Source organism: Streptomyces agglomeratus (assembly GCF_001746415.1).
Taxonomy (GTDB): Bacteria; Actinomycetota; Actinomycetes; order Streptomycetales; family Streptomycetaceae; genus Streptomyces; species Streptomyces agglomeratus.
Genome location: NZ_MEHJ01000002.1, coordinates 693,262 through 714,711 on the forward strand (window position 1 = coordinate 693,262; position 21,450 = coordinate 714,711).

21 protein-coding genes and 3 pseudogenes are annotated in these 21,450 nt (G+C 68.4%); 12 read left to right on the plus strand and 12 right to left on the minus strand.

All coding sequences use genetic code 11. From position 1 onward, the window contains the following. Window positions 1–174 precede the first annotated feature (174 nt). The gene (locus AS594_RS45265) at window positions 175–336 is read right to left on the minus strand and encodes a hypothetical protein (protein ID WP_167368179.1); all 162 of its coding nucleotides are present in this window, start codon (window positions 334–336) and stop codon (window positions 175–177) included. Between the two features lie 50 nt (window positions 337–386). Between AS594_RS45265 and AS594_RS42460 the strand changes: the two genes are divergently transcribed. The 3 genes from AS594_RS42460 (at window position 387) to AS594_RS39765 (ending at window position 1,947) form a co-directional block, all read left to right on the plus strand. Beyond that, a protein-coding gene (locus AS594_RS42460) for an IS5 family transposase (RefSeq protein WP_420877923.1) occupies window positions 387–1,234 on the plus strand; the annotation gives its coding sequence in 2 pieces (ribosomal slippage) (window positions 387–762 and window positions 762–1,234; 849 coding nt in all). A gap of 60 nt (window positions 1,235–1,294) precedes the next feature. Beyond that, complete coding sequence (locus AS594_RS48310) at window positions 1,295–1,459, plus strand: IS3 family transposase (RefSeq protein WP_420877929.1); 165 nt, start codon at window positions 1,295–1,297, stop codon at window positions 1,457–1,459. Next, window positions 1,384–1,947, plus strand: a complete 564-nt coding sequence (locus tag AS594_RS39765) for an IS3 family transposase (RefSeq protein ID WP_079148950.1) — start codon at window positions 1,384–1,386, stop codon at window positions 1,945–1,947. The genes AS594_RS48310 and AS594_RS39765 overlap by 76 nt, the downstream gene beginning before the upstream one ends. A 214-nt stretch (window positions 1,948–2,161) precedes the next feature. Here AS594_RS39765 and AS594_RS39770 read toward each other — a convergent pair whose 3' ends face one another. The 3 genes from AS594_RS39770 to AS594_RS39780 all read right to left on the minus strand — a co-directional run bounded on the left by AS594_RS39770 (window position 2,162) and on the right by AS594_RS39780 (window position 5,533). After that, complete coding sequence (locus AS594_RS39770; protein ID WP_069931455.1) at window positions 2,162–2,704, minus strand: hypothetical protein; 543 nt, start codon at window positions 2,702–2,704, stop codon at window positions 2,162–2,164. After that, complete coding sequence (locus AS594_RS39775) at window positions 2,701–4,278, minus strand: ISL3 family transposase (RefSeq protein ID WP_069936279.1); 1,578 nt, start codon at window positions 4,276–4,278, stop codon at window positions 2,701–2,703. The genes AS594_RS39770 and AS594_RS39775 overlap by 4 nt, the downstream gene beginning before the upstream one ends. 436 nt (window positions 4,279–4,714) lie before the next feature. Beyond that, window positions 4,715–5,533, minus strand: a complete 819-nt coding sequence (locus AS594_RS39780) for a hypothetical protein (protein ID WP_141747267.1) — start codon at window positions 5,531–5,533, stop codon at window positions 4,715–4,717. A gap of 67 nt (window positions 5,534–5,600) precedes the next feature. Between AS594_RS39780 and AS594_RS47410 the strand changes: the two genes are divergently transcribed. Next, window positions 5,601–5,735, plus strand: coding sequence for a hypothetical protein (locus AS594_RS47410; protein ID WP_276207486.1), 135 nt, complete (start codon window positions 5,601–5,603; stop codon window positions 5,733–5,735). Between the two features lie 180 nt (window positions 5,736–5,915). Here the strand turns inward: AS594_RS47410 and AS594_RS45270 are convergent, their stop codons facing one another. Continuing rightward, window positions 5,916–6,056 (minus strand): hypothetical protein, encoded by a 141-nt coding sequence (locus tag AS594_RS45270; RefSeq protein ID WP_167368180.1) that lies wholly within the window; start codon window positions 6,054–6,056, stop codon window positions 5,916–5,918. 355 nt (window positions 6,057–6,411) lie between these two features. Between AS594_RS45270 and AS594_RS39785 the strand changes: the two genes are divergently transcribed. From AS594_RS39785 to AS594_RS42470, 3 genes and pseudogenes are all read left to right on the plus strand, one after another. Then, window positions 6,412–9,168, plus strand: a complete 2,757-nt coding sequence (locus AS594_RS39785; RefSeq protein WP_069936281.1) for a tetratricopeptide repeat protein — start codon at window positions 6,412–6,414, stop codon at window positions 9,166–9,168. 31 nt (window positions 9,169–9,199) lie between these two features. Then, window positions 9,200–9,289: pseudogene (locus AS594_RS43675) on the plus strand (transcriptional repressor LexA); the annotation flags it as partial. A 240-nt stretch (window positions 9,290–9,529) separates the two neighbouring features. Further along, the gene (locus AS594_RS42470) at window positions 9,530–9,898 is read left to right on the plus strand and encodes a transposase (protein ID WP_141747268.1); all 369 of its coding nucleotides are present in this window, start codon (window positions 9,530–9,532) and stop codon (window positions 9,896–9,898) included. 294 nt (window positions 9,899–10,192) lie between these two features. Here AS594_RS42470 and AS594_RS39795 read toward each other — a convergent pair whose 3' ends face one another. Genes AS594_RS39795 through AS594_RS39805 form a run of 3 tightly spaced genes read right to left on the minus strand, consistent with a single transcriptional unit; the run spans window position 10,193 to window position 13,135 of the window. Beyond that, window positions 10,193–11,959, minus strand: a complete 1,767-nt coding sequence (locus AS594_RS39795; protein ID WP_069936282.1) for an ABC-three component system protein — start codon at window positions 11,957–11,959, stop codon at window positions 10,193–10,195. After that, the gene (locus AS594_RS39800) at window positions 11,937–12,203 is read right to left on the minus strand and encodes an ABC-three component system middle component 6 (RefSeq protein ID WP_069936283.1); all 267 of its coding nucleotides are present in this window, start codon (window positions 12,201–12,203) and stop codon (window positions 11,937–11,939) included. Before AS594_RS39800 ends, AS594_RS39795 begins: the two co-directional genes overlap by 23 nt. Beyond that, window positions 12,200–13,135, minus strand: coding sequence for an ABC-three component system protein (locus tag AS594_RS39805; RefSeq protein WP_079148952.1), 936 nt, complete (start codon window positions 13,133–13,135; stop codon window positions 12,200–12,202). Before AS594_RS39805 ends, AS594_RS39800 begins: the two co-directional genes overlap by 4 nt. A 115-nt stretch (window positions 13,136–13,250) precedes the next feature. Here AS594_RS39805 and AS594_RS39810 point away from each other — a divergent pair, with 115 nt between their 5' ends. Further along, a complete protein-coding gene (locus AS594_RS39810; protein WP_141747269.1) occupies window positions 13,251–13,802 on the plus strand; it encodes a hypothetical protein in 552 nt (183 codons plus the stop codon). A 1,018-nt stretch (window positions 13,803–14,820) separates the two neighbouring features. Further along, window positions 14,821–15,351, plus strand: a complete 531-nt coding sequence (locus tag AS594_RS47415) for a hypothetical protein (protein WP_167368181.1) — start codon at window positions 14,821–14,823, stop codon at window positions 15,349–15,351. Between the two features lie 287 nt (window positions 15,352–15,638). Here AS594_RS47415 and AS594_RS39825 read toward each other — a convergent pair whose 3' ends face one another. Next, on the minus strand, window positions 15,639–16,412 hold the full coding sequence (locus AS594_RS39825) for a hypothetical protein (protein ID WP_069936287.1): 774 nt from the start codon (window positions 16,410–16,412) through the stop codon (window positions 15,639–15,641). Beyond that, window positions 16,409–17,275 (minus strand): hypothetical protein, encoded by an 867-nt coding sequence (locus AS594_RS47080; RefSeq protein ID WP_240509398.1) that lies wholly within the window; start codon window positions 17,273–17,275, stop codon window positions 16,409–16,411. Before AS594_RS47080 ends, AS594_RS39825 begins: the two co-directional genes overlap by 4 nt. Before the next feature lie 848 nt (window positions 17,276–18,123). Here AS594_RS47080 and AS594_RS44250 point away from each other — a divergent pair. Next, complete coding sequence (locus AS594_RS44250) at window positions 18,124–18,339, plus strand: hypothetical protein (protein WP_141747271.1); 216 nt, start codon at window positions 18,124–18,126, stop codon at window positions 18,337–18,339. Here the strand turns inward: AS594_RS44250 and AS594_RS39835 are convergent. Then, window positions 18,329–18,799: pseudogene (locus AS594_RS39835) on the minus strand (IS5 family transposase); the annotation flags it as partial. The gene AS594_RS44250 and the pseudogene AS594_RS39835 overlap by 11 nt on opposite strands. A 215-nt stretch (window positions 18,800–19,014) precedes the next feature. On the opposite strand from AS594_RS39835, the pseudogene AS594_RS39840 reads away from it, so the two are divergent. Both AS594_RS39840 and AS594_RS39845 read left to right on the plus strand, forming a co-directional pair. Next, window positions 19,015–20,029, plus strand: a pseudogene (locus AS594_RS39840) (IS110 family RNA-guided transposase); the annotation flags it as partial. 31 nt (window positions 20,030–20,060) lie between these two features. Further along, complete coding sequence (locus AS594_RS39845) at window positions 20,061–20,336, plus strand: hypothetical protein (protein ID WP_240509412.1); 276 nt, start codon at window positions 20,061–20,063, stop codon at window positions 20,334–20,336. Window positions 20,337–20,980: 644 nt separating this feature from the next. On the opposite strand, the gene AS594_RS39850 is transcribed toward AS594_RS39845, so the two are convergent. Next, window positions 20,981–21,436 (minus strand): hypothetical protein, encoded by a 456-nt coding sequence (locus tag AS594_RS39850; RefSeq protein WP_240509399.1) that lies wholly within the window; start codon window positions 21,434–21,436, stop codon window positions 20,981–20,983. Between the last annotated feature and the right edge of the window lie 14 nt (window positions 21,437–21,450).

A 21,450-nucleotide genomic window follows, 5' to 3' on the forward strand; every position in this document is an offset into this window, starting at 1 on the left:
GCAGATCGCAAACGAGCCTTGGTCCGTCCCTAGCCTCGCCGTTTCGGTTGGGGCTGATCCGGACGCTGGCTGGCACGCGAAAGCGCCTTCCTGGACTGGGGCGATGAACTCGGCGACGCCGACGATGAGGCGACCGGCTTCTCCGAGCCAGCCTTGGCTTTCAGCCTCGAGGATTCAAGCGATGAGGACGCGTCCGATGCCCCGCAGCCTTGGCCGCGCGAGCCAGCCGTCCCTGAGTTCATCCACCGCACCTGCACCGAGCTCGGAGTCGCCGCCTGGCGAGCCGAGCAGATAGCCGGCCGCGAGTGGGACGGCCGCGGTGACGGTGATGCCCATCACGACTTGCCACTAACAACCCCTAACGAAATGATCTTTGAGCTGGTTGGATGGCCGTCAGAACGTTGATCTGGGGGTGCGGGGTGGCTCGGCGGAAGCCATGGGAAGTGGACGATGAGCTCTGGGCAGTGATCGAGCCACTCCTGCCGAGGGTGGAGCGTCGGGCTCGTCATCCGGGTCGGAAGCGGCATCCGGATCGGCTGGTGTTCCAGGGGATCCTGTTCGTCCTGCATACCGGGATCGCGTGGGAACACCTCCCACAGGAACTGGGTTTCGGCTCGGGCATGACCTGCTGGCGGCGTCTGGCCGAGTGGACCGAAGCCGGCGTCTGGCCGCGGCTGCACGAGACCCTTCTGGCCAGGCTCCGCGGAGCGGACGCTCTGGACTTCTCGCGGGCGGTGGTCGACGGCTCTCACATACGCGCGTTAAAAGGGGATCCAAGACCGGACGAAGCCCCGTTGACCGGGGCAGAAGCGGCAGCAAGCATCACCTGCTCACCGACGCCACCGGCATTCCGCTTGCAGCCACACTGACCGGCGGCAACCGTAACGATGTCACCCAGTTCATTCCCCTGCTTCAGGCCGTCCCGCCGGTCCGTGGCAAGCGCGGCCGGCCCCGCCGACGGCCCGACACCGTGCTGGGTGATCGCGGCTACGACCACGACAAGTACCGGCGTCTGGCCTGGGCCCTGGGCGTGAAACCCGTCATCGCCCGACGCGGTGTCCCTCACGGATCCGGCCTCGGCACCGACCGCTGGGTCGTCGAGCGGACCTTCGCTCATCCCCACTGGTTCCGCCGGCTGCGGATCCGCTGGGAAGTACGCGACGACATCCACGAGGCGTTCCTCAGCCTCGCTTGCTCACTCATCTGCTGGCGGCGCCTGAAGTCATTTCGATAGCAGTTCTTATACGCCCGCCGCAACGGCACTCCCGGCTCCCGCGCGGTCCGCGACCTGGAGCTGACTGAGAAGATCACCGAAGCCCACGAGCACTCCCGCGGCACCTACGGGGCCCCGCGCGTCCACGCCGTCCTGCAACGGGGTGAAAGATGCGGACGGCGCCGCGTCGCCAGGCTGATGCGGGAGCCGGACTCCAAGGCCGCCACCGCAGGCGCCGACACCTGACCACCCTCCCCGACCCGCGGGCCGCCGCTAGGCCCGACCTCATCGGGCGCGACTTCGCACCCGACGCGGCCGCACTCGACATCCGCTGGTGCGGCGACCTCACCTATATCCCGACCGATCAGGGCTGGCTCTACCTGGCCACCGTCATCGACATCGCCTCCCGCCGCGTCGTCGGCTGGGCCACCACCGATCATCTGCGGACCGACCTGGTCGCCGACGCCCTCAAGGCCGCCTGCCGACGGCGCCGCCCCACCCGTCCGGTGATCTTCCACTCGGACCGCGGATGCCAGTACACCAGCCAACAATTCTCCGCCCTAGCAACCGAGTTCGACGTCCTACTGTCGGTCGGCCGCACCGGACAGTGCTGGGACAACGCCCTCGCCGAATCCTTCTTCGCGACGGAGAAACAGGAACTGCTCGGCACGAAACCCTGGCCCAGCAGAACTCTCGCACGCACCGCGATCTTCGAATGGATCTGGAGCTGGTAGAACTTGCAGCGGCTTCCTCGGCTACCGCAGTCCCGCCGAATACGAAACCGCACTCGCAGCCTGACCACCACACCAACGGTGTCCGTAAAAGCGGAGCAAGCTCACAGTTCAGAGATCAAGCAAGTGAGGCGAGGAGCGGCCCCGGCCGTTTTCAAGGCTCTGGCCGCAGTTTCGTGATGACCTGATGATGGTAAGAGTCCCGAACGCCCGAGGGTCAGCGCCTGATCCTGGGGCGGCCGCTCTCCAATGCGTTCCGTGCCGCCTCCATGAAGGTGTAGCGATATTCGCGCTTGCCGGGATTCTGTTCGGACGAAACGGTGTTGCGCATGTGGGTGTGTAGCACCGTGGTGTAGTCATGGGCGGCCTGGGCTGTCTCATGCGCACAAGCCAACTCGACGGCCTTCTTCGCCAGCCACAGGTCGTGGAGCTTCTCGTCTGCGGGGTCTTCGGAAGTCGGGAGGCCCAGTTCTCGACGATCTAGTATCAGCTCGACGCGTTGCGCGGCCGCGAGGAACCCCAAGATGGCTTCCTTGCGCTCAGCGCGTTCTGCGTCCGTGCGTTGCCGCCGATCACGTTGCACCTCGACACGCGTCGCCAGGTACTGCCCTACGAGGGTCCCCGCAGTCCCGAGGAGGACACCGATCAGGGCGAGAACTGTGCCTGCAGTTACTCCATCCATGGCATACAGCCTGGTAGATGGCTGCTGTGCCACGGCGGGTTTCTTGAAAACCAGCCTCTGCTCGAGCTCCAGGGTCATGGCTGGGTGAGGATGCGGGTCCGGAGGAGTTCGAACGAGGCTCGGCCGTACATGGCTCGCTTGAGCGTTTTCACCCGGTTCACGTGTCCTTCGACGACGCCGGAACTCCAGGGGAGTGTGAGGCCGGCGGTGACGGCGTCGATGTCCTGGCGGAGGAAGCCGGCAAAGCCCTGCAACGGCTTCGGTGCGTCCTGTTCGGCCTGCCGGATCCACTCCAGCAGCAGGTATCCGCGCTGGTGACGGACGAGATCGGCGAAGGCTCGGGCGAGGTCGCAGGCCCGGGTGATGGCCGGGCAGGCGAGCCGGACCTGAAGCAGCCGCTTGTTCTGGCTCGCGGTGAGCGTCTCCCGGGGCCGCATGATCCAGGAGGTGATCTTGCGGGGGCTGGGGATGTCGGCCCGGACCGGTTCGGCGGTGCCCGCCCGCAGGGCGGCGAGGTGTTTGCGGACGACTTGGCGGCTGCCCCGGTAACCGCGCGCCTGGGTCTCCAGGAACAGATGTGTGCCGCTGACTTGGCCTTGAGCTTCGGTGAAGCGGGCATTCAGGTATGCCTTGAACGGCTCCAGGACGCCGTTGGGGCAGCGGTCGCGGGCGGAGGCCAGCAGCTCGTCGAGGTCGGTGTCGCGGAAGCGGCGCACGGTCTTGCGGTCGAGGTTCAGACGGCGGGCGATGGCGCTGATCGTCCAGTGTTTCTCCAGCAGGCGGTGGATGTCCTCGTAGCGGTGGCGGGTGCGTTCGATGATCTGGGTGCGGGGCAGTTCCGCGGGCGGTAACAGCATCGGGGGCGGCTCCGGCACCTCGGTCACCGTCTCCTCCTCGGCACGTTTGCGCAGGCAGTCGCGGTGCTGGTGGCAGGTCTTCTCCACCGCGGCGGACAGGTTCTGCAACAGGTGCCAGCGATCGGCGACTTCCAGGGCATGAGGTGCGGCTTCCTTGACCGCCTTGGTGTAGGCGCTGGCCCGGTCCCGGCAGATGATCTCGGCGCCGGGATGCTCGGTGAGCCAGGCCGCGAACGTTTCGGAGGTGCGGTCGGGCAGCACATCCACGACCCGGCCGGCCTCGACGTCGACCAGCAAGGTGCCGTAGGTGCAGCCCTTGCGGAAGGCGAACTCGTCCACCCCCAGCACCCGTGGGGCACGGTCCGGCACCGTCGGCGCCTTCAGCAGCCTGAGCAGCCGGGTCCGGCCAGCGACCAGACGCAGGCGGCGGCACAACCGCGCGGCCGCCGAGTTCGACCGTAGCCAGCCTGTCAGCCCGGTGCTGGAGCGGCGGTGCCGCTCGGACAGACCCGGCACCTGCTCGACGAACGTCTTGCGGGAACAACTCTTCCGGTCACAGAAGTACCGGCGGACCCGCAGCCGGACTATGACCCGGCGAGATCCCAACGGCCTTTCTTCCAGAGTGCGTTGGTACGTGCTGTGTCTACGCCTTGCCTGTTTCCGACAGTCCGGGCACCGGCCCGGGCGAGCGGTGGACACCGCCTCCACCACAAGGACGTCGGTGGAGGCGCTGACGCGATCCACTCGCATATCGATCCCGGGAAACAGCACAGCCTCGACCGTCTTGCTCGCCATGGCAGGAAACACTCTGCCGAAACGATCCCTCGTTCCCCTCACTGACCTGGGGATTCACGGAACTGCGGCCAGAGCCGTTTTCAAAGATCCCCATCAGCCCCGACTCGGTCTGGGGCGCCACCCTGGGACAGCGACGCCAGGGCGGGCCGGGAGTTGGTGGGGTCAGTGTCGTGATGGTGGGAGATGGGGCCCTGGGCCGGGCAGGGTTACCAGGGCCCCATCGGGCGCGCACACGGTGGCTCTTTTCGTGCGCCGCGCCGTACCGGATACAGTGGTGGCGGGTTCCGCGTCACGGGCCTGATCCGGCGGAATTAGCGCCGATACTGCGACAAGCACGGCGGCCCCTCAAGATCGTTCTTGGGCAATTGTCCAAGAACGATCTTGAGGGGCCTGAGCGGTGTGGCTGCCGTTCCCGTCAGTGCCGGCGCTTTCCGGTCTAGGACGTCCGGGTGCTGGCCGAGGTGGCTTTGCTGGTGACGAGGACGGCGTACTTGCGGGCGCTGTAGGCGTTGGTGCGCTGCTGCTCGGCATCGTGGCGGTGTTCGTCGGACAGGGACGGCTCCGCGGTGACGAGCTGGTCGTAGACGTTTGCCTGGGCGTCGTGGTTGGCGGCGGTAGCGGTGAGCACGTCGGCCAGGCGGGCGAGGCCGTCGCTGTCTTTGGTGTCCTTGAGCTGTTGGTACTGGGCGTCGAGTGTCTTGCCTTGCTCTCGCAGTTCCTTGAAGCGGGCGTGCAGGCTGGCGCCGCGCTTGCGTTGCGCGTCCTCGTAGGCGTCGGAGCCGGGATGACGGCTGGCGTCCAGCCCCGCGGTGACAGCCTGGGGCTCGTCGGGCCACAGGAGTTCGTACTGGCTGTCGTACCAGCGGGCGGTCTCCATGGAGCGCTTGGTTGAGCCCGCCGGCCGGACCTGGCGCCCGGTGGCCGCCCATGCCTGCACTTGAGGGGCCCACTTCTCGTGAGCCGACTGGCGCGTCATCTGGGCGGTCTGAGCGATCTGTTCCCAGGTGCTTCCGCACTCGCGCTCCGCGATCACGGCGGCCTTGATCAGCTGATCGAGCCTCCTGCGCAGCCCCAGGGCGCCGGCCAGGAAGTCCCCGGTCGACGTCTTGGGGGCCGTGGGCATGAGTCCCATGGCCTCATGACCTAGCAGGAACGCGTACTGCGCGAAGTTGATGCGCGACTCGTCCCGCGGCGAGAGGACCTCCGGGCCTTCCCCCGGCGTGCTCTCGGCGCGGTCAACATCCATGTCTGTCATGGCGTCAGGGTATGCCTGACAAGCCGCCGCGTCAGGCATAGCCTGACATTCATTCAGGTACCCCTGGTTGCTGGTCTGGGCGGTAGTCCGCACGGACCGCACGGGCCATCTGGAGGAACGCTGCCTCGAGCTTCGCGCCCAGGAGGAGCGTGAGCAGCGCGAGCGGGAAGAGACCAAGCGGCGGCAGAAGGCCGCCGCGTGACAGTGTCCGACCCCAGGTGCCTTCCAGCGCACGGCGGTCGGCGTGCGGCCAGGATGGTCTCGGTGGGCTGCCGATGTCGTTCGCGAGCCGGGCGAGGATGGTGTCGACGGCTTCCTGCTCGGAGAGGTACGAGTGGGGGCGGAATCCCGCGGTACAGCACGGGATCCCGCCCCGGGCCGGTTAGTTGCCGGTCGTCAGGTGCTCGAGTAGCCAGCCGGCCAGGGCGCGGGTGGCGCCAGCGAGCAGGCCAGCGATCACTGCGAGGGTGATCCGGGTGCGGCGCTCATCGGGGCCGGGGGGGTGCTGCGGGGATCGGGTCATCGGATGCTCCCTGGGTGTCTGAGACGAAAGCGGAGCCGGCGCCGGCTTGCGCTTTCAGCCTCGGGGCTCCTCGTGGGGCTCGACCTCAGTGCCGACGGGTGTCGAGCAGTGCCCGGCTGGCTTCATCGGTGCCATTGGCCACACCGGAGTCGGTCCGCTTTGGACTCACGTAGTCGTTCGGTTCCGGCTTGAGTCGGCCCCGCGGGAGGCCGTTCTCCTGTTCGGTGGCGGGGCCGGTCCTGACCGGAAGTGGCTGCGCCGGGTTTGTCCTCGGGCCAGGTCAGGCCGGGTAAGTGGGGCCAACTACGCCGATAACGCCACCCGGTGGGCAGCGGCAGGGCATCATCGGTAGGCGATGGATGCCGACGAGTCCCGACCGGTGCGCCGCCAGCCGGCGGCGGCCGGCAAGCGTGTACCGGTGCGCCGCCAGCCGGCGGCGGCCGGCAACCGTGTGCGCCGCCCGCGGAAGCTGGCCCGGCCCGAACTTGACGCCGGGCCGCAGCAGGAGGTCCGCGACATGCTGTACGACCTGCATGAGAATGCCGGCCGGCCCACGCTGGAGGACTTGGAGAAGCGGATCCGCGTGGATGACCGCCTCGACAGTTCACCGAAGAAGGACCAGATCCACAAGATCATCTCCCGGGGTGGGCCAGCGAGCCTGGACGATGTCCGCGCGGTCGCCCGAATGCTGGCCCGAGACTGCAGGCAGGATGAGTACAAGGCCGCCGCGCAGGTCGCACAGCTGATGCGCCCGATCGAGCCGCCATCCCCGCCGGTGCCGGCTGCCCCGTCCGCTGCCGCTGCCTCGGCAGTCGCTGGCCGGCCGGTGGCGCACTGGAACCCGTACGTGCTCGGCGTGCACCAGGCGGTGTCGGTTGGCCGCGACGCGAGCTCCGAGTTGCCGCCCTTCGTCCCTCGGAGACATGATTTCCAGCTGCGGAACGCGCTGGCCGCCACGACCAAGCAGGACCAGCACCACCTGCTCGTACTCGTCGGTGGCTCCTCGACCGGTAAGAGCCGCAGCGCTCTGGAGGCGGTCCGAGCCTGTCTGCCGGACCATCCGCTGGTGGTGCCGCTCGAGGCCGACGAACTGCGGGACACACTGCGGGACTGGTCGGCGGAGCAGCGGCCAGTAGTGTTGTGGCTCAACGAGATGCAGCGATTTCTGGACAGCCCCGAGACGGCCCTGGAACTGCGCCGCTGGCTGACCCGGCACGGCCGGTCGGTGGCGCTCGGGACGCTCTGGCCCGACTACTTCTACGACCTCACCTCGGTCGTGGCGCAGGGCCACGACGGGCAAGGCGAATCCCGCGAGCTGCTCAACAGCGCCGAGGTAGTCGTCGTTCCGGAGGCGTTCGAGGAGCCGGCCGACCTGGCGCAGCTACAGGAGGCCGCCCAGCACGACGAGCGACTGACCGTCGCGGCCCGGGCACCCCGAGGCCAGGTGATCCAGGCGCTGTCCGGCGGCCTCACGCTGGTCGACCGGTATGAACGGGTCCTCGACCCGCACTGCCGGGCCTTAATCAGCGCTGCCATGGACGCGCATTGGCTCGGCTTCACCGGGCCGCTGCCGCAGACCTATTTCGAGGCCGCGGCGGGGGCCTACCTCACCGGGCCGCAGCGGGTCGCAGCGGCGACCTGGTTCGCCGCAGCCATCGGCCGGGCCACCGCGACGGTGAACGGCGTGGCCGCACTGACGCCCACCCGTTCCGTGCCCACCGTCGGACCGGCCGACGGTTATCTGCTCGCCGACTACCTCGCCCAGCACGGGCGCGGCGCCCGGGCCTCCGGCCCGGTGCCAGCCGACGTGTCGCAGGCGCTGGTCGACCACCTGGTTCCAGCGGAGGAACGCAGCGCCTCAGCGCGCCGCGCAGAGGAGCGGGGGTTCTTCCGCTTCGCCGAGCAGCTGCTGCGAGCCGCCGGGCCGACCGACGGCGACGACGCACGCCGGCTGGGCCTGCTGCTGGACCGCCGTGGCGATGTGGCTGGTGCCGAGGCCGCGTTGCGCGTCTCTCTCGACGCTGGCGACATCCTCGCGATGAGTGAGCTGACCAAGCTGCTGGACAAGCACGGCCGACACGATGACGCAGTCGCGGTGCTGCGCGAGCACGCCGAACGCGGCGACCGCAGCGCCATGCTGGACCTGGGCGCGACCTTGTGGCGCCGTGGCCGGGCCCCCGAGGGTGAGCGATGGCTACGCACCCTTCTCGACCTCGGTGACCAGGCGCCGGCCCACCCACCGAGCATCGACCTGATCTGGACCGGCGCGATGTACGAGATGGCACTGCTGCAGGAGCGCATGGTCCGGGCCGACGAGGCGGACGCCATGCTCCGGCAGGCCGCGCGCGAGGGCAGCAGCGACGCGGTCCAGCTGTTGGAGGAACGCCATCCCGACGAGGCCGTCCGGCGACTCAAGGAAAGCTGGCTGGCCGACGCCGAGGCCGGCGACTGGAATGCGATGCGCCAACTCTGCTTCGGGCTGGCCGAGGCGGGGGACGAAGAGGGGTCCGCCCACTGGCTGCGGCGGGGAGCGGTGGCCGGTGACCTGGAGGCGATGCTCGACCTGGCTCGGGACCTGCGTCGCGAGGACCGTGTCGAGGAGGCCAAGGGCTGGCTCCGCAAAGCCGTCGAGGGGTGGAACCACCCGTACGTGCGGTGCATGGTGTCGCTGTTGGAGAGGCCGCCACGGCCGCCCGACTGGCGGATCGACTCGCACTGCTCGTCGACGGCGACCTACGCGTTGGAGGAGCTCGGCGAGATCATGGAGACGGAGGGCGACGACGAGAGCGCCGAGGCGCTCTGGAAGGCGATGGACGAGTTCGGCTACTCCAGCGCGTTGCGGTGCTGGAGCCTCCTGCTCGGCCGACGCGGTGAGCACGAAGAGGCCGAGCGGCTCGTCCGGGCGCGCATCGACGACGAGGAGAACGGCACCGGGCCGCTTCACGTACTCGCCGACCTGTTCCGCGAGATCGGCCGCCCGGACGCGGCCGAGGAGCCGCTGCGCGAGGCCGCGCGCCGCGGGAACAGCTACTCCCTTGACCAGTTGATCAAGCTACTCGACGAGTTGGGTCGCGGTGGCGAGGCGGACGAGCTCAGGCGGCACGGTCTGTGACCTATGCGCCGGGCTGCGCGCGTCTAGCTAGCTAGTGCCCCACAATTCGGCCTACGAGCCGATCCCGGGCGACGATGCCGTCATCCTGGGCAAGGTCGTCGCCGTCCTGCGCACCCTGTAGACCAACGCAAAGCGGTCCGCCCGGTCGACGTGCGAAGGACTCCCCAGCGGACTCCGCTCCCCAGCCTGCCCTCCCACCAGAACGTACGCGCCGGGACACGGCCACAGCGTGCACCGAACGAGGCAGCCGCCCGGACCACCCCAGTGAGAGCCCGACACCCTTCGGCCTGCCTGGGCTGCACTGGGTCGGCGTGCCCCGAGCATCACCCGTGTGCCCGTGTGCCCGTGTGCCCGTGTGCCCGTGTGCCGACGTCACCGGGCGCCCGGCTACGCCGACCGCGGCTTACGGCCACCGGTCTTCTTCGCCGGGCTCCTGGCCGCCTTCTTCTGCGCGGCCTTCTTCGCGGTGCGCTGGGGCATGTCGTGGACGGTCGCCTCCCTGCCGGAACGCTACGGTCCCTGGACGGTCTACACCCGCTTCCGCCGCTACGCCATCGACGGCGTATTCACCCAGGCCCTGCAACAGATCCAAGCCCAGGCCGACGCCGCCGACGACATCGACTGGCTGGTCCAGATCGACTCCACCATCGTCCGCGCCCACCAGCACTCCGCCGCCACCGGCCGAAAAGGGGGAAGCATCGCACGGACGAACCGGACGATCACGCCCTAGGACGGCAACGCCCGCGCCGGCCCGTCTTCGGTGACGCCGAACAGGCCCGCCAGGATTTGCCGTCCGGCCGTGTTCATCAGCACCTCAGCGTCGGCCCGACAGGCCCGTCCTCGTGCTTGGGCTGGTGGTTGCGCCAGTGCCAGCAGGACCGCAACACATTCGCTTCCAGCCCGTAGCGGCTCGCGATGCGGCAGATCAGCGACGACGTCGTATCCCCAGCGAGAGGAGCGACACGGAAGATCTCAGGCGCGTGACTGGCCTCAGGGGCAATCCTGTTGGCATCGGCCACCTCGTCTATCTCTTGCCGGTGGTTTTGAAGCGGAAGCCGAAGAGGCCGCCGGTTTCGTGTTCGTCTGTGAGGCGAGGGCTTCGAATGTAGGGCTCGGGATCGAAGCCGCGTTGGGAGGCCATGCCGAGGCTGTCGGTGTTGATCGTGGCGATGTACTGCAGGTTCTCTTCCTCGGTGACTTCGGCGGCGAGTTTCAGGGCAGCGGCAACTTGCCGGTCGTCGACACCGTCGTAGAGGTGGCTGTCATGGATGAGGAAGTCGGGGCCACGTCCGTGTCGGTGTGCCAGGACCGCAAGAGTCAGGTCGAAGCAGAAGATGACCATGTTGCTGATGCCGCGGCTGCCGTCGCTGTCGATCCGCGGAGTAATGGTCAGGCTGTTGCGGCCGGCCTCGATGGCGAGGTAGGCCTCGCGCCCTTCACCGTAGAGGCGCTGGGCGTAGTGAGAGAACAGCAGGATGGCTTCGTCGGTTTGCCGGCGGCGCTCCTGGAGGTCGGTGTCGACAGCTTGCTGCAGTTCCACACTCTTCGCGGTGATCTGCCGGGCGCTGGCCTCAAGCGTCTGCGCCGCTTCGAAACGGTGCCGCAGCGCTTGGAGCGCGGCCTCCTCGCGCCCGAGAGCCGTCTGCAAGGTCGTCAGCGCCTCCAGCGCCCCTCCCTCGGCGAGACCTCGAAGGAGACGGGCTTGATCCTCGCCCAAGCGTGCCCGCTCGGCACGACGTGACTGGAGCCGTTCAGTGAGTTCGGCTACCTCTTCTTCAAGGAAACGCCGACGATTGCGGATCACGGAGTGATGGAAGGTCTTCACGTCTTCGAACCGTCGGCGGACCTGATCGTTCAGGACGACGCCGAGTTCGCGGTAGACCGGCTCGAGATAGTCGACCTCGAAGTCCGTGGTTTCGGTGACGGCTGCCTGGAGCTCTTCGAGGTTGTGCTGGTCGATCACATCTTCCTGGGCCAGTTGCTTGATGCGTCGGCTGACCTGATCCGCTCTGTCCTTGAGCCGCTCGTACTCGGGGACGACCTGAAAGGCTGCAACCTGTCCACGGAGCCGTTCTACCTGCGCCTCGGCCAGTGTGATCTGGCCCCTGAGGTCTGCGGTAGACCCCACGATGCGCCCCCACACGGGGTCATCGACCGCCTTCTTCAGCTGGGTACGCGTCGCCTTGCGGGCGGCCAGTTGCCTGTACTCGTCGACGAGCTGCCAATCCAAGCCCAGCAAGTAGGCGAGGTTGGAGGCGGCTTCCGGGGCGGACTGCCGCGAAAAGGTGCGGGTCGGCTCATTGAAGCCGTGCGACGAAATACGCCGGGCGAGGAAGGAGAGCAGCACCCTTCCGCTTACGCCCGGATGGTCACCGCGCAGACCGAAGAGGTCCCGCTCGATCAGTTGCGTCCATCGCTCCGCGGGCAGCTCTACGGGACCTGTGCGGGGAAACATGGCGCCGTCGTCCGTCCCGGTCACGTCTTCGTTGAGCGTCACGAATCCGGCACGCTGTCCGCTGCGGCGGACACTGATTGGGCTGCTCAGGCCCGGCCAGTCCATCTCAAGGTTGAATGTGATGTGCCGCAGTGCCTTGTTCATGGCGAGCGCGGTGTTCGTCGCTCGAGACCCAAGCAGGAAGTGGATCAGCTCGATCAGGCTGGACTTGCCGGCGCTGTTGCGGCTGTCAGTGTCTGCGGATGAGGCGGTGGTGGACGCGACGATCAGGTTCAGGCCCTCGACGAAGGACACCTCTTTGAAGCGCTCGTCGTCAGCGCTCAAGCGGCGCAGCATGCATGCTCCTTGCAACGAGGATGTCTTGGTCCAGCTCTACGGCGCCCATGCTGTAGAGCACGTCCAGTGCCAAAACGAACCAGCCGAACGATACGGGCGAGGCGTGGCCGTGTTCGGCCCGCCATGTCCTCAGCCGGGCCCACGTCTGACTGACTGATCGCGGTTCGTCCAACTGCAGCAGGATCTGGGCGCCGACAGCCAATAGACAGCGGTCGGGTGCGATGCCCTTCGTCGGAGTGATCACGCAGATATCCCGATACCAGGCTGCCAGCCAGCAGGAGGCGCCTCGAAAATGTCGCACCGCCCGAAGAAGTGTGCGAGTACGACGAGGGCCGCGCGCAGCACCTTCGGTCGCGGCTGCGCGTTGCCCAGCACGTACATCTGGAGCTGCCACAGCACGTCTTCAGGGTCGCTCCAGTCCCTGCGCACCTGCTCGTAGTACACGCGGAAGCCCTGGGCGACCTCGTCGTGTTCCAGCTCTCGCATACTGCCCGCATAGAAGGCGTCCACGAGGTGGGCTTGCCGCATCCCGCGGAGCAGATCCTCACGCGCTTCGCCTTCGAGCCGGTTGAAGTCGAGTTTCTCGACGCGTACGTCTGGCAGCGGCATGAGCGGATCAGGGGCAGTGCGCAGTTCCTGCAGCTGTTTCAGGAGAGGCTCAAGATCATCCATCCCGATTCCGAACGTCATCTCCTTGATCGGGATCTCACACCGGAGGACATCTTCCGCCGTCACGTGATCTAACTGCATGCACTCATGCCACAAGCGTCGGCCGCCCATCTGCTCAAAGCCCAGAGCTGGCGTGCTGGCGGCAGCCTCGGACAGCATTGCTGTCACTTCGGGATGAACACCACGTCGATCGTTATGCACGAACACGAACGTGTCGAACTGCCCCCTGCGCTTGGCGAGCGCACCCGCCAGGTCGCCGTCGAACTTCTTGCGGATCTTGCTCGACTTCACCGTCTGCGGGGCATAGCAGGCGTACAGCTTGCGGGAGTGCAAGGAAAGACCGTCTGCCGACATATCGCCCAGACTGCCCGCAGTGCGAACATCCAGGAAGTCTGGGTACCTCGAGCACATGAGCCGGTGGAAGAAGTCCTCGAACTCGTTCTCGTATAACTCCGCCATGAGTTCGAGAAATTTAACGCGTGCGTAGGCGCGCTGCTCGTACCGCACATACCCCCCTCACCTGCAAGGAGGAAAGAGTAGCTCTATGTGATCACTCTCGGAAGTCTTACCGTCACACTCCAGACAAGGCGCCTCACCGGCTGGGGCCTCAGCAGGGATATCGATGGCGCTCAGGGCGCCTGCTGGTGGGGGGTGGAGTTGGTACTGGCAGGGCGGCAGCGTCTACGGGACCGATGTGAAGGACGGCTACCGCGACTACGACGACACCGTCCCCGTCATCGTCACCACCCTCGCCCGCCTACAACAGCACGGACCCCACGGACCCATCTGGTGGCGCTACGGCCACTCGACGTGGGAGACCCTCGAAGCGGCTCTGGACAACCCGGACGACCACCGCGCCTTCCGAGCCCGGGAAGAGGAACGCCGCCTCCTGCGCCGCGCCCAGGAGGAGCGCGAGCAGCGGGAGCGGGAAGAGACCGCGCGGCGGCAGAAGGCCGCCGCGTGGGCGTGTCCGACCTGCGGCCGTGAGGTGTACTCGGACGACGACTGGCAGTCCGTACCGGCGGGCAGCGACTGCTCCGTGTGCGCCCGTGCCAAGGAGCGGGAGCGCCTGGCGGCGGAGGAACGGGCGGCTGAAGAGGTGCAGGCGCAGGCGAAGGCGGAAGCGGAGGCGTGGCGCAAGGAGAACGGAATCTTCGGCTTCCTCCGCCGCTGACGCCGGAGCTCTGCCGGTCCGGGACGCCGCCACCGATTCGGCACGGGGCCCTGAGCCGGGCGCGGTGTCAGGGCCCCAGGAGCGCGCACCGTGGGGGACGGATTTCATGCACGCGCCGCAGAACCAACGGCGTGGGCGTCGTTCGGTCACGGCCCGGCTCTACGTATCCCTGCCGCTCCTTGCCGCATGCCGGTGGTCAGAGCCAGGTGCTGTCGAGGGCGCGGCGGTCGCCGGTGAGGGCGTAGCGGCGTGCGGCCAGCACTGTCTCGACATCGACGCCGATGTCGTTGGCGTACCGGGCGAGGATCTTGTCGACTGTCGTTGGCGTACCGGGCGAGGATCTTGTCGACGGCTTGTTGTTCGGACCAGAACGCGGGAGCGAGGTCCAAGGCGGCCTGTCCGAGCCGGCCGCCGGCTGCGGCCATTTCGTCGATCAGGCGCCCTCCCACCGTCGTGTCACCGGGATGCCGCTCCGCGTCAGCGATTGCCCGCTCCAGTTGTTCGGTCAGCCGGACCGCGTCGGCCCGTCCGGCCGGTTCCAGCGCCGTGCCCTGATTCTCTTCATCCTCAATAGCCACAACTCAAGGATCCTCACCGCGAGGCCGGCCGGACAGGGGGCGCGAGAAGCGCACGGGTTGCACGCCCGGCCCAGGCGGCATGCGCGCCGTGACCTCTCCCAGACTGCTGCTGGTAGAGGGGTGTCGCCGCCCCCAAAGGCTTGCTTGCAGGTCTGACCTGGCCGTATGTCCAAGATCGCTGAAGGGGCTTTCCTACTTTCGCTGCGCCCCCCGGTCGGTACCGGCGCCGCTGCCAGCGCTGCTACCAGCCGTGGTTCCGGCGCTGCTACCGCCGCAGGTACCGGGCCCCGGTACGGCTCGTGGCGTATTTACGCAGGTCAGGGCCGGCGGTAACCGCCCGATCCGGCGCTGGCATCTTCTCTCTGGGGAGAGGGGATCTCCCCCCTTCAACGGGCGCCGGTCGGCTCCCGTCAGCAGTCGGTCACGGGAGCCGTGGACGGGTGGCTGACCCGTCTTCCGGCGCACCGTGGCCGGGGCAGGCGACGGCCATTTGCCCATCAGCCTCGCGGCTGGCCCGCGTCCTCGTGTTGGACGGCGAACTCGCCGCCGCCAAACCCAAGAAACTCCGCTGCCGGCTGCTGCAGGTCGCCGCCCGCCTCACCCGCGACGGGCGCCGCTCCGCCTGCGGATTTCGGGAGCTGCGCGAGCAGCTTGCTCAGATCCGTACGTCGTTGTCCTCACTACGGGCCGCGCTGGAGGAACACTTCTCCATTGCAGACGTCCTGCTCGATGTAGGGAACAGACGCTTGGGTGGCGAATGGTTGCTATGCGAGTACTGGCCGCCCGACCGGAAGGGTGATCAGTGCGCGGGTTTCTGCTTCTTGGTCCAGCTGTCGGTGCGGGGCCGGCCGCCGCGGGGCCAGATTGCCGACCGGCCCGCTCGACACCCACTGTCCAGCACCGGCCGCGCACCCGGGCACTCCGCCTGCTCGCCCAGCTTCATCGCGATCACCCGCTCACGGGCCCGCTGAAGCCTCCACCACCGCCGTGAACTGTCACCTCGACGAACAGAACATCGCCGTCTTCGGCATCCCCGGCGGCAGAGGATCAGAGCACTCGCGGCAATACCGCGGACCGGTCCCACCACATGCCACGACCAACAGCATCCAGCACCGTCAAGCCCCTCGACCAGGGGGCATCGAACACGCTCTATAGAGGTTGCTCCCCCGCTGCCCCGGCCCTTATGGGAACGGCCGCACCGCTGGTGCCGCCGCTGATGTACTGGCCTTTCGGCCCCGTCCGCTTCGGCGCCCCGCGCCTATCGCGTGCCGTCCCAGTAGTGCTCCCCTGCCCTCAGCAGGTTCTCCAGCGTTTCGGCGTTGGCCCGGGCCAGGTCGCCAAGTGCCTCGTTCTCCTCGGCGTGGGTTTCGAGCCACGTACGGAAGCCGGTCACTGCGGCAATGGATTCGGGGGTGGGGCCGCCCCCAGAAGCCAGGTGTTCCGCGGTGAGCAGGGGGATTCCTGACCGGAGCCGGATCATGCCCGGGAGATCGAGGCGGCGGTTCCGGCTGGCCACCGTGTTCTCCTCGATGGCGAGGGTTCCGGTGGCCGTGCACTCTCCGGATCGCAGGGCGGCCAAACGGGCGTCACGGACGATGGCGATAACTCCGTTGAGGTCGAAGTCGACGGTAATCGCCAGGTTGATGGTCCCGACGTTGACCCCATCGATGATCAAGTCGACGCAGGGACGGTGGGTTGACGTGATGTGATGGCTCACCAGAGCGACAAGCTCCTCGCTGTCCGGTGTGTCGCGCGTACGGCGAGCGGCAGCCGTGAGAGCGGAGTGCTTGCGCCAGCCCGCGCCCAACAGGTCGATCAGGTCCATCGCGAGGAAACCGTCGACGACGGTGGCGACTTCACGCTCGACAGCGCGGCCAGCCGAACCCGCCATACCCCGCGCACCGTGCGACAGCGTCTCCGCGACATCGCGCTCATGAAGATGACCGGCGAGGGCATCGGTGGCACTCCCGCCCTCTTCGCCGAACAGGAGGGCCCGTACGGTCATGTGCTCTGTGGGACTCGTCACGGTCATCGATCGTCCTCCTCCTGGATGTTCTGCTCGCCGGGGTCGCGGTGAGACTCCAGCCGTACCGTGCGGTCCGGCGCATCGGAGTCGCGGCTCTCGCGCACGCTGTGGAGAGCGGGGCCGCTGCGCAGTACAGCGTGCACATGGCGGCGTACCCAGCGCGGCCCCCGATGACGGACGCCGACGACGGCAGCCGTGGTGACCATCGCGGTGCCGAGCAGCACGAGCACGATCGGCCAGGGACCGGACGCCTCGCCACCGCTGGGTGTCGGGTCCTCGGTGCCGGGGCCGTCGGTCGGGTCCTCCGGGTCGGTCGGGTCCTCCGGGTCGGTCGGGTCCTCCGGGTCGGTCGGGTCCTCCGGGTCGGTCGGGTCCTCCGGGTCGGTCGGGTCCTCCGGGTCGGTCGGGTCCTCCGGGTCGGTCGGGTCCTCCGGGTCGGTCGGGTCCTCCGGGTCGGTCGGGTCCTCCGGGTCGGCCGGGTCCTCCGGGTCGGTCGGGTCCTCCGGGTCCACCGGGTCCTCCGGGTCCTCCGGGTCCTCCGGGTCCACGGGGTCCTCCGGGTCCTCCGGGTCCTCCGGGTCCACCGGGTCCACCGGATCCACCGGGTCCACCGGATCCACCGGGTCCACCGGGTCCACCGGGTCCACCGGACAACCCTCGCACGAGGGGCAATCGGTGCAGTAGTCCCCGTCGGAGTCGGGCTCGGGGGAAGGCTCTGCAGCAGCTCTCGCGGCCGCGACCTCCGCCGCCTGCCCCGACACCGTCCCGTACCTCCCCCCGCCCTGCGGCCCGACCGCAGCGAAAACAAGCGCGACCACAGCGCCGAGGAGCGCCACGACCAGGAGCCGGACGGCTTGCCGTCCTGTCACTGACATGTGGTCAATCCCGTGTCAACGACACTGGTCCCACAAGACTGAAGACCCCTGCGGGTTGCCCGCGGGGGCGCAAGCTGAGCGGCGGACGAGTCCGGTCATGGCGCATCTCCCACACATCTACGACCACCATGCCCTCGCGGGTCTTTGCGCAGCGCCAATGTCGCCTCCACGGTGAGCGGACGCTCCCGAGGCGGCATAGCGGATGGCCACCTGAGCTGTCCAGGGCTTCTTATGGAACATCAGGCTCCTTGTATGAGTATGTCCGCACAACGAGCCACACCGAGGATCTTCTGGACACAACTCCGGTAGCTCAGCGCCGTTGACGCCACCACAGGGGGTACTGGCTTCCCCCGCCTTGCCGCACTGCCCCGACCCGCCAGCTGACCAGTCGTGCGCCACGTCGGGCTCGGTGTAGCGCACCCCTCGTGGTCGGCAAGGACTGCCTCGGAGGCGATCTCCTGGATTGCGCGGCGCAGCGTTCGGGCATCGGGGTGGGTTCCATCCGTACGGTGGGTTCGGTCGGCTTTTCGGCTTGAGTCCGTCCCGCCTGGCGCACGTTGTATGACGAGAGGTGACGGGCGATCGCAGGGAGTTCATCGTGCCGGAAGAAGCCACACCACAAGGCTGTCTGACCTGGGCCGCGAAGAAGGCGGTCGATTCCTGGACGCGTGCCCTGTGGTCCAGGGGAGGCAACTCAACGCGTTGGGCACGGTGTGGTGAAACGTGGGATGTCGTGGTCATCGAACCGATGAGCCTCGGCCTGGACGCCCTGGGCCAGATGGGCGCTGACCCGAGCTCGGGCCACCCGGTGCTCGCCGACCACATCAGAGACCGGCTCTGTCATGGTGCCGGCCGGCACAGGTCACACCGCCCAACTACCGGGCACACGGGTGCTCTCCCGCGCCCAGCAATTGCTCCTGCCCTGCACCCCGCACGACACCCCCGCCGCGCACTGGATCAGCGCCCCAGCCGAGACCGCCCCGCCGCTGCTGCGGGCCGACAAACTCGCCCTCGCGCTGCGCGAGATCTGCCGACTGAGACGTCGTTTCAGTTGGTGAGGTGGCGGTGGCAGATGAGGGCTGCGGCTATGCCGACGAAGGCGAGGAAGTGTTCGGGTTTGCGTTCGTAGCGGTGGTGGAGGCGTCGGCAGCCGGCCAGCCAGGACACGGTCCTTTCGACTACCCATCGGTGGCGGCCGAGCCTTTGTGAGGACTCGATGCCCTTGCGGGCGATGCGGTGGCGGATGCCGCGCTTGCGGAGCCAACGGCGCAGGTGGTCGTAGTCGTAGCCCTTGTCGGCATGGAGCTTGCCGGGCCGTCGGCGGCGCGGGCCGCGACGGGAGCGGATGGGCGGGATGCCGCGCACGAGCGGTTCAAGGCCCTGGCTGTCGTGCATGTTGGCGCCGGAGATGCCGAGCGAAAGAGGCAGGCCGTTCCGGTCGGTGATCAGGTGGATCTTCGATCCCAACTTGCCGCGATCGGTCGGATTCGGTCCCGTCAGTGGCCCCGTTACCTTCTTCGTGGCCTCGCAATGAGGCTCCCGGCCTTCGGCCCCGGTATGACTTGAGCCCCAGTCGAGATGATCGAAAAGGTGGTGTCGCCGGTGCCGGAGGCATTGGCAGACCGCTGATTAGAGGCACGAGCGCCCCTTGGGCAGTCTCTTCGTAACGTGGATGCCGGCACGCTGATGCCGCAGGCGAGGCCGGGGAACAGGCGAGCGCGGGAGCGAAGGGCATGTTGGACGAGACTGGCATCGACGTCTATCTGGGCCTGGACGTCGGCAAGGGGGTTCACCACGCCACCGCCGTGAACCCGGCGGGAAAAAGGGTGTTCGACAAGCCGCTGCCCAACAGCGAACCGAAGCTGCGGGAGCTGTTCGACAAGCTGAAGGCCAAGCACGGAACGGTACTGGTGGTCGTCGACCAGCCGGCTTCCATCGGGGCCCTGCCGCTGGCGGTCGCCCGGGACTCGGGATGTCAGGTCGCCTACCTGCCCGGACTCACGATGCGGCGGATCGCCGATCTTTATCCTGGGGAGGCGAAGACCGACGCCCGCGACGCGTTCATCATCGCGGATGCCGCCAGAGGGATGCCACATACCCTGAGGACGATTGATCCCTCGGACGAAGCCGTTGCCGAGCTCGCGATGATCGCCGGGTTCGACGACGATCTCGCGGGTGAGTCCACTCGGATCGCCAACCGGCTCCGCGGCCTCCTCACCCAGATCCACCCGTCGCTCGAGCGGGTCCTGGGCCCGCGGATCCAGCACCCGGCCGTGCTCAGACTGCTGGACCAGTTCGGATCACCGGCCCGGATCCGCAAGGCCGGGCGCCGTCGCCTCGTGACCTTGATACGTCCCAAGGCGCCGCGGATGGCCGAGCGACTGGTCGAGGACATCTTCACCGCACTCGACGAGCAGACCGTCGTCGTCCCGGGAACGGAGGCTGCCGCGCTGATCGTCCCCAGCCTCGCCAGGTCGCTTCAGTCCGTCCTTGACCAGCGAAAAGTCCTCGCCGCGCGGATCGAGGAACTCCTGGAGGCCCACCCTCTTTCCCAGGTCCTGATCTCGATGCCCGGCATCGGGATCAGGACCGCCGCCCGCATCCTCATCGACGTCGGCGACGGCAGCGGCTTCGCCACCGCAGGCCACCTCGCCGCCTACGCCGGCCTCACCCAGCACACGCCGGGCCGAGCCACAGGAGTCACGTGAGCACCACCCCCCCGGAAGAACGCCCCAACCCCGACGAAGCCATCGCCCGCGCCCGTGCCGCCCGCGCGAAGATGGCCGCCGCGCTCACCGAGGGCCAGGAGCCCGACCCCGACGAGCCCCTGGGGTGGCAACCGATCTGGAAGCGCCCCCGGACGCCGAAGTCGAAGGCCGCGAAGGCGGAACTGCGCAAGCAGCGGAAGCGACTCCAGGGCGCCGGGAAGCGCCGACTCGCCGCCTCGCAGTCGCGCCGGCCCCGCTCCCGGCAGAACCGAATCGGCAACGCGGCCGCGCGCCGCGACGCCCGCGCACTGTCCCGGGTGCGGCACTCCAACGCCTGGCTGTGGTGACGATGCCGGACACCGTCCACTGAGTGGAGTCCACCCGATGCCGCGCATCGCCACCGGATGCAGAACATCGAGTGGGCTCCACTCGATGGGCTCCACCGAGTGGGCTCCACCGAGTGGACTCCACTCCGGTGCGCCGGACGACGATGGACTCCATCGTGGTGCGCACCGCGATGGTGCGCCACCGCTTCCGGCACCGCACCACTCCGACGATGCCCGGCACTCTCGCGCGCGCCGGTGCGCCGCACCCGATGCTCCGCACCGCACCGGTTCGCCCGCCGCCGGCGACCCCTTGTCCGGGTGCGGCCGGGCGCTCGCGACCCCCTTGTCCGGCTCCGCTACACCCCCTTGTCCAGCTCTGCTACCGCGACGCTTCTCCTTGACATCGCCGGTTTCGGCTCGCGATCAGGCCGCGGTCAAGGGGGTGTGTGATAGAGGAGCCCGCCCGGCCGTGGCGCGCCCCGGCGCCGTGCGGCGATGCCGGGGGACCACACCGCCGGCTCCCGGCGGTGCGGTGCCATGGCGCGGTGGAGCGCACCACGGTGGAGCGGTGCGGTGCGGTGGTTGCGGTGGAGCGCACCACGCCGGAGCGGATGTGCGCCCGGGGATGCGCGCCGCACCGCACCACCGCCGTCCCGGAGGTGCGGCTACGCGGTGGTCCGGCGCACCCGGTGCGCCTCCATCGCCTGCTTCATCCCCGCGGCCTCCAGCTGGCGGAGGACATCGGCGACGTCGCCGTGCTCCTCGGTGAGGATGTTCTCGGTGAAGCGGACGATGGTCTGGGCGATGCCCGGCGCACCGGCCAGGCACTCGCCGTCGCAGAGGAGCTCCAGCAGAAGCCGTCCGAGCGCCGCCGCCAGGAAGGAATGCGCGCAGGGCTCCCCGTCGTGGTCGTCCACTGCGGTGATCGGGATGACGATGCGCGCGGCGACGTCCAAGAGCAGCCGGTGCAGCTCCGGGCCCGTGTCGTCGGCAATCGCGCAGGCGGTGTCGATGTCGTCGGCCTGCATCGCCCGGATGTAGGCGAAGGCGTCGGCGACGTCCTCCGGCTCCATCGGGGCGAGCGGCGTGGTGACGGTGTTTCGGGCATGACAGCTCCTCACGTACGGGCCGCCTC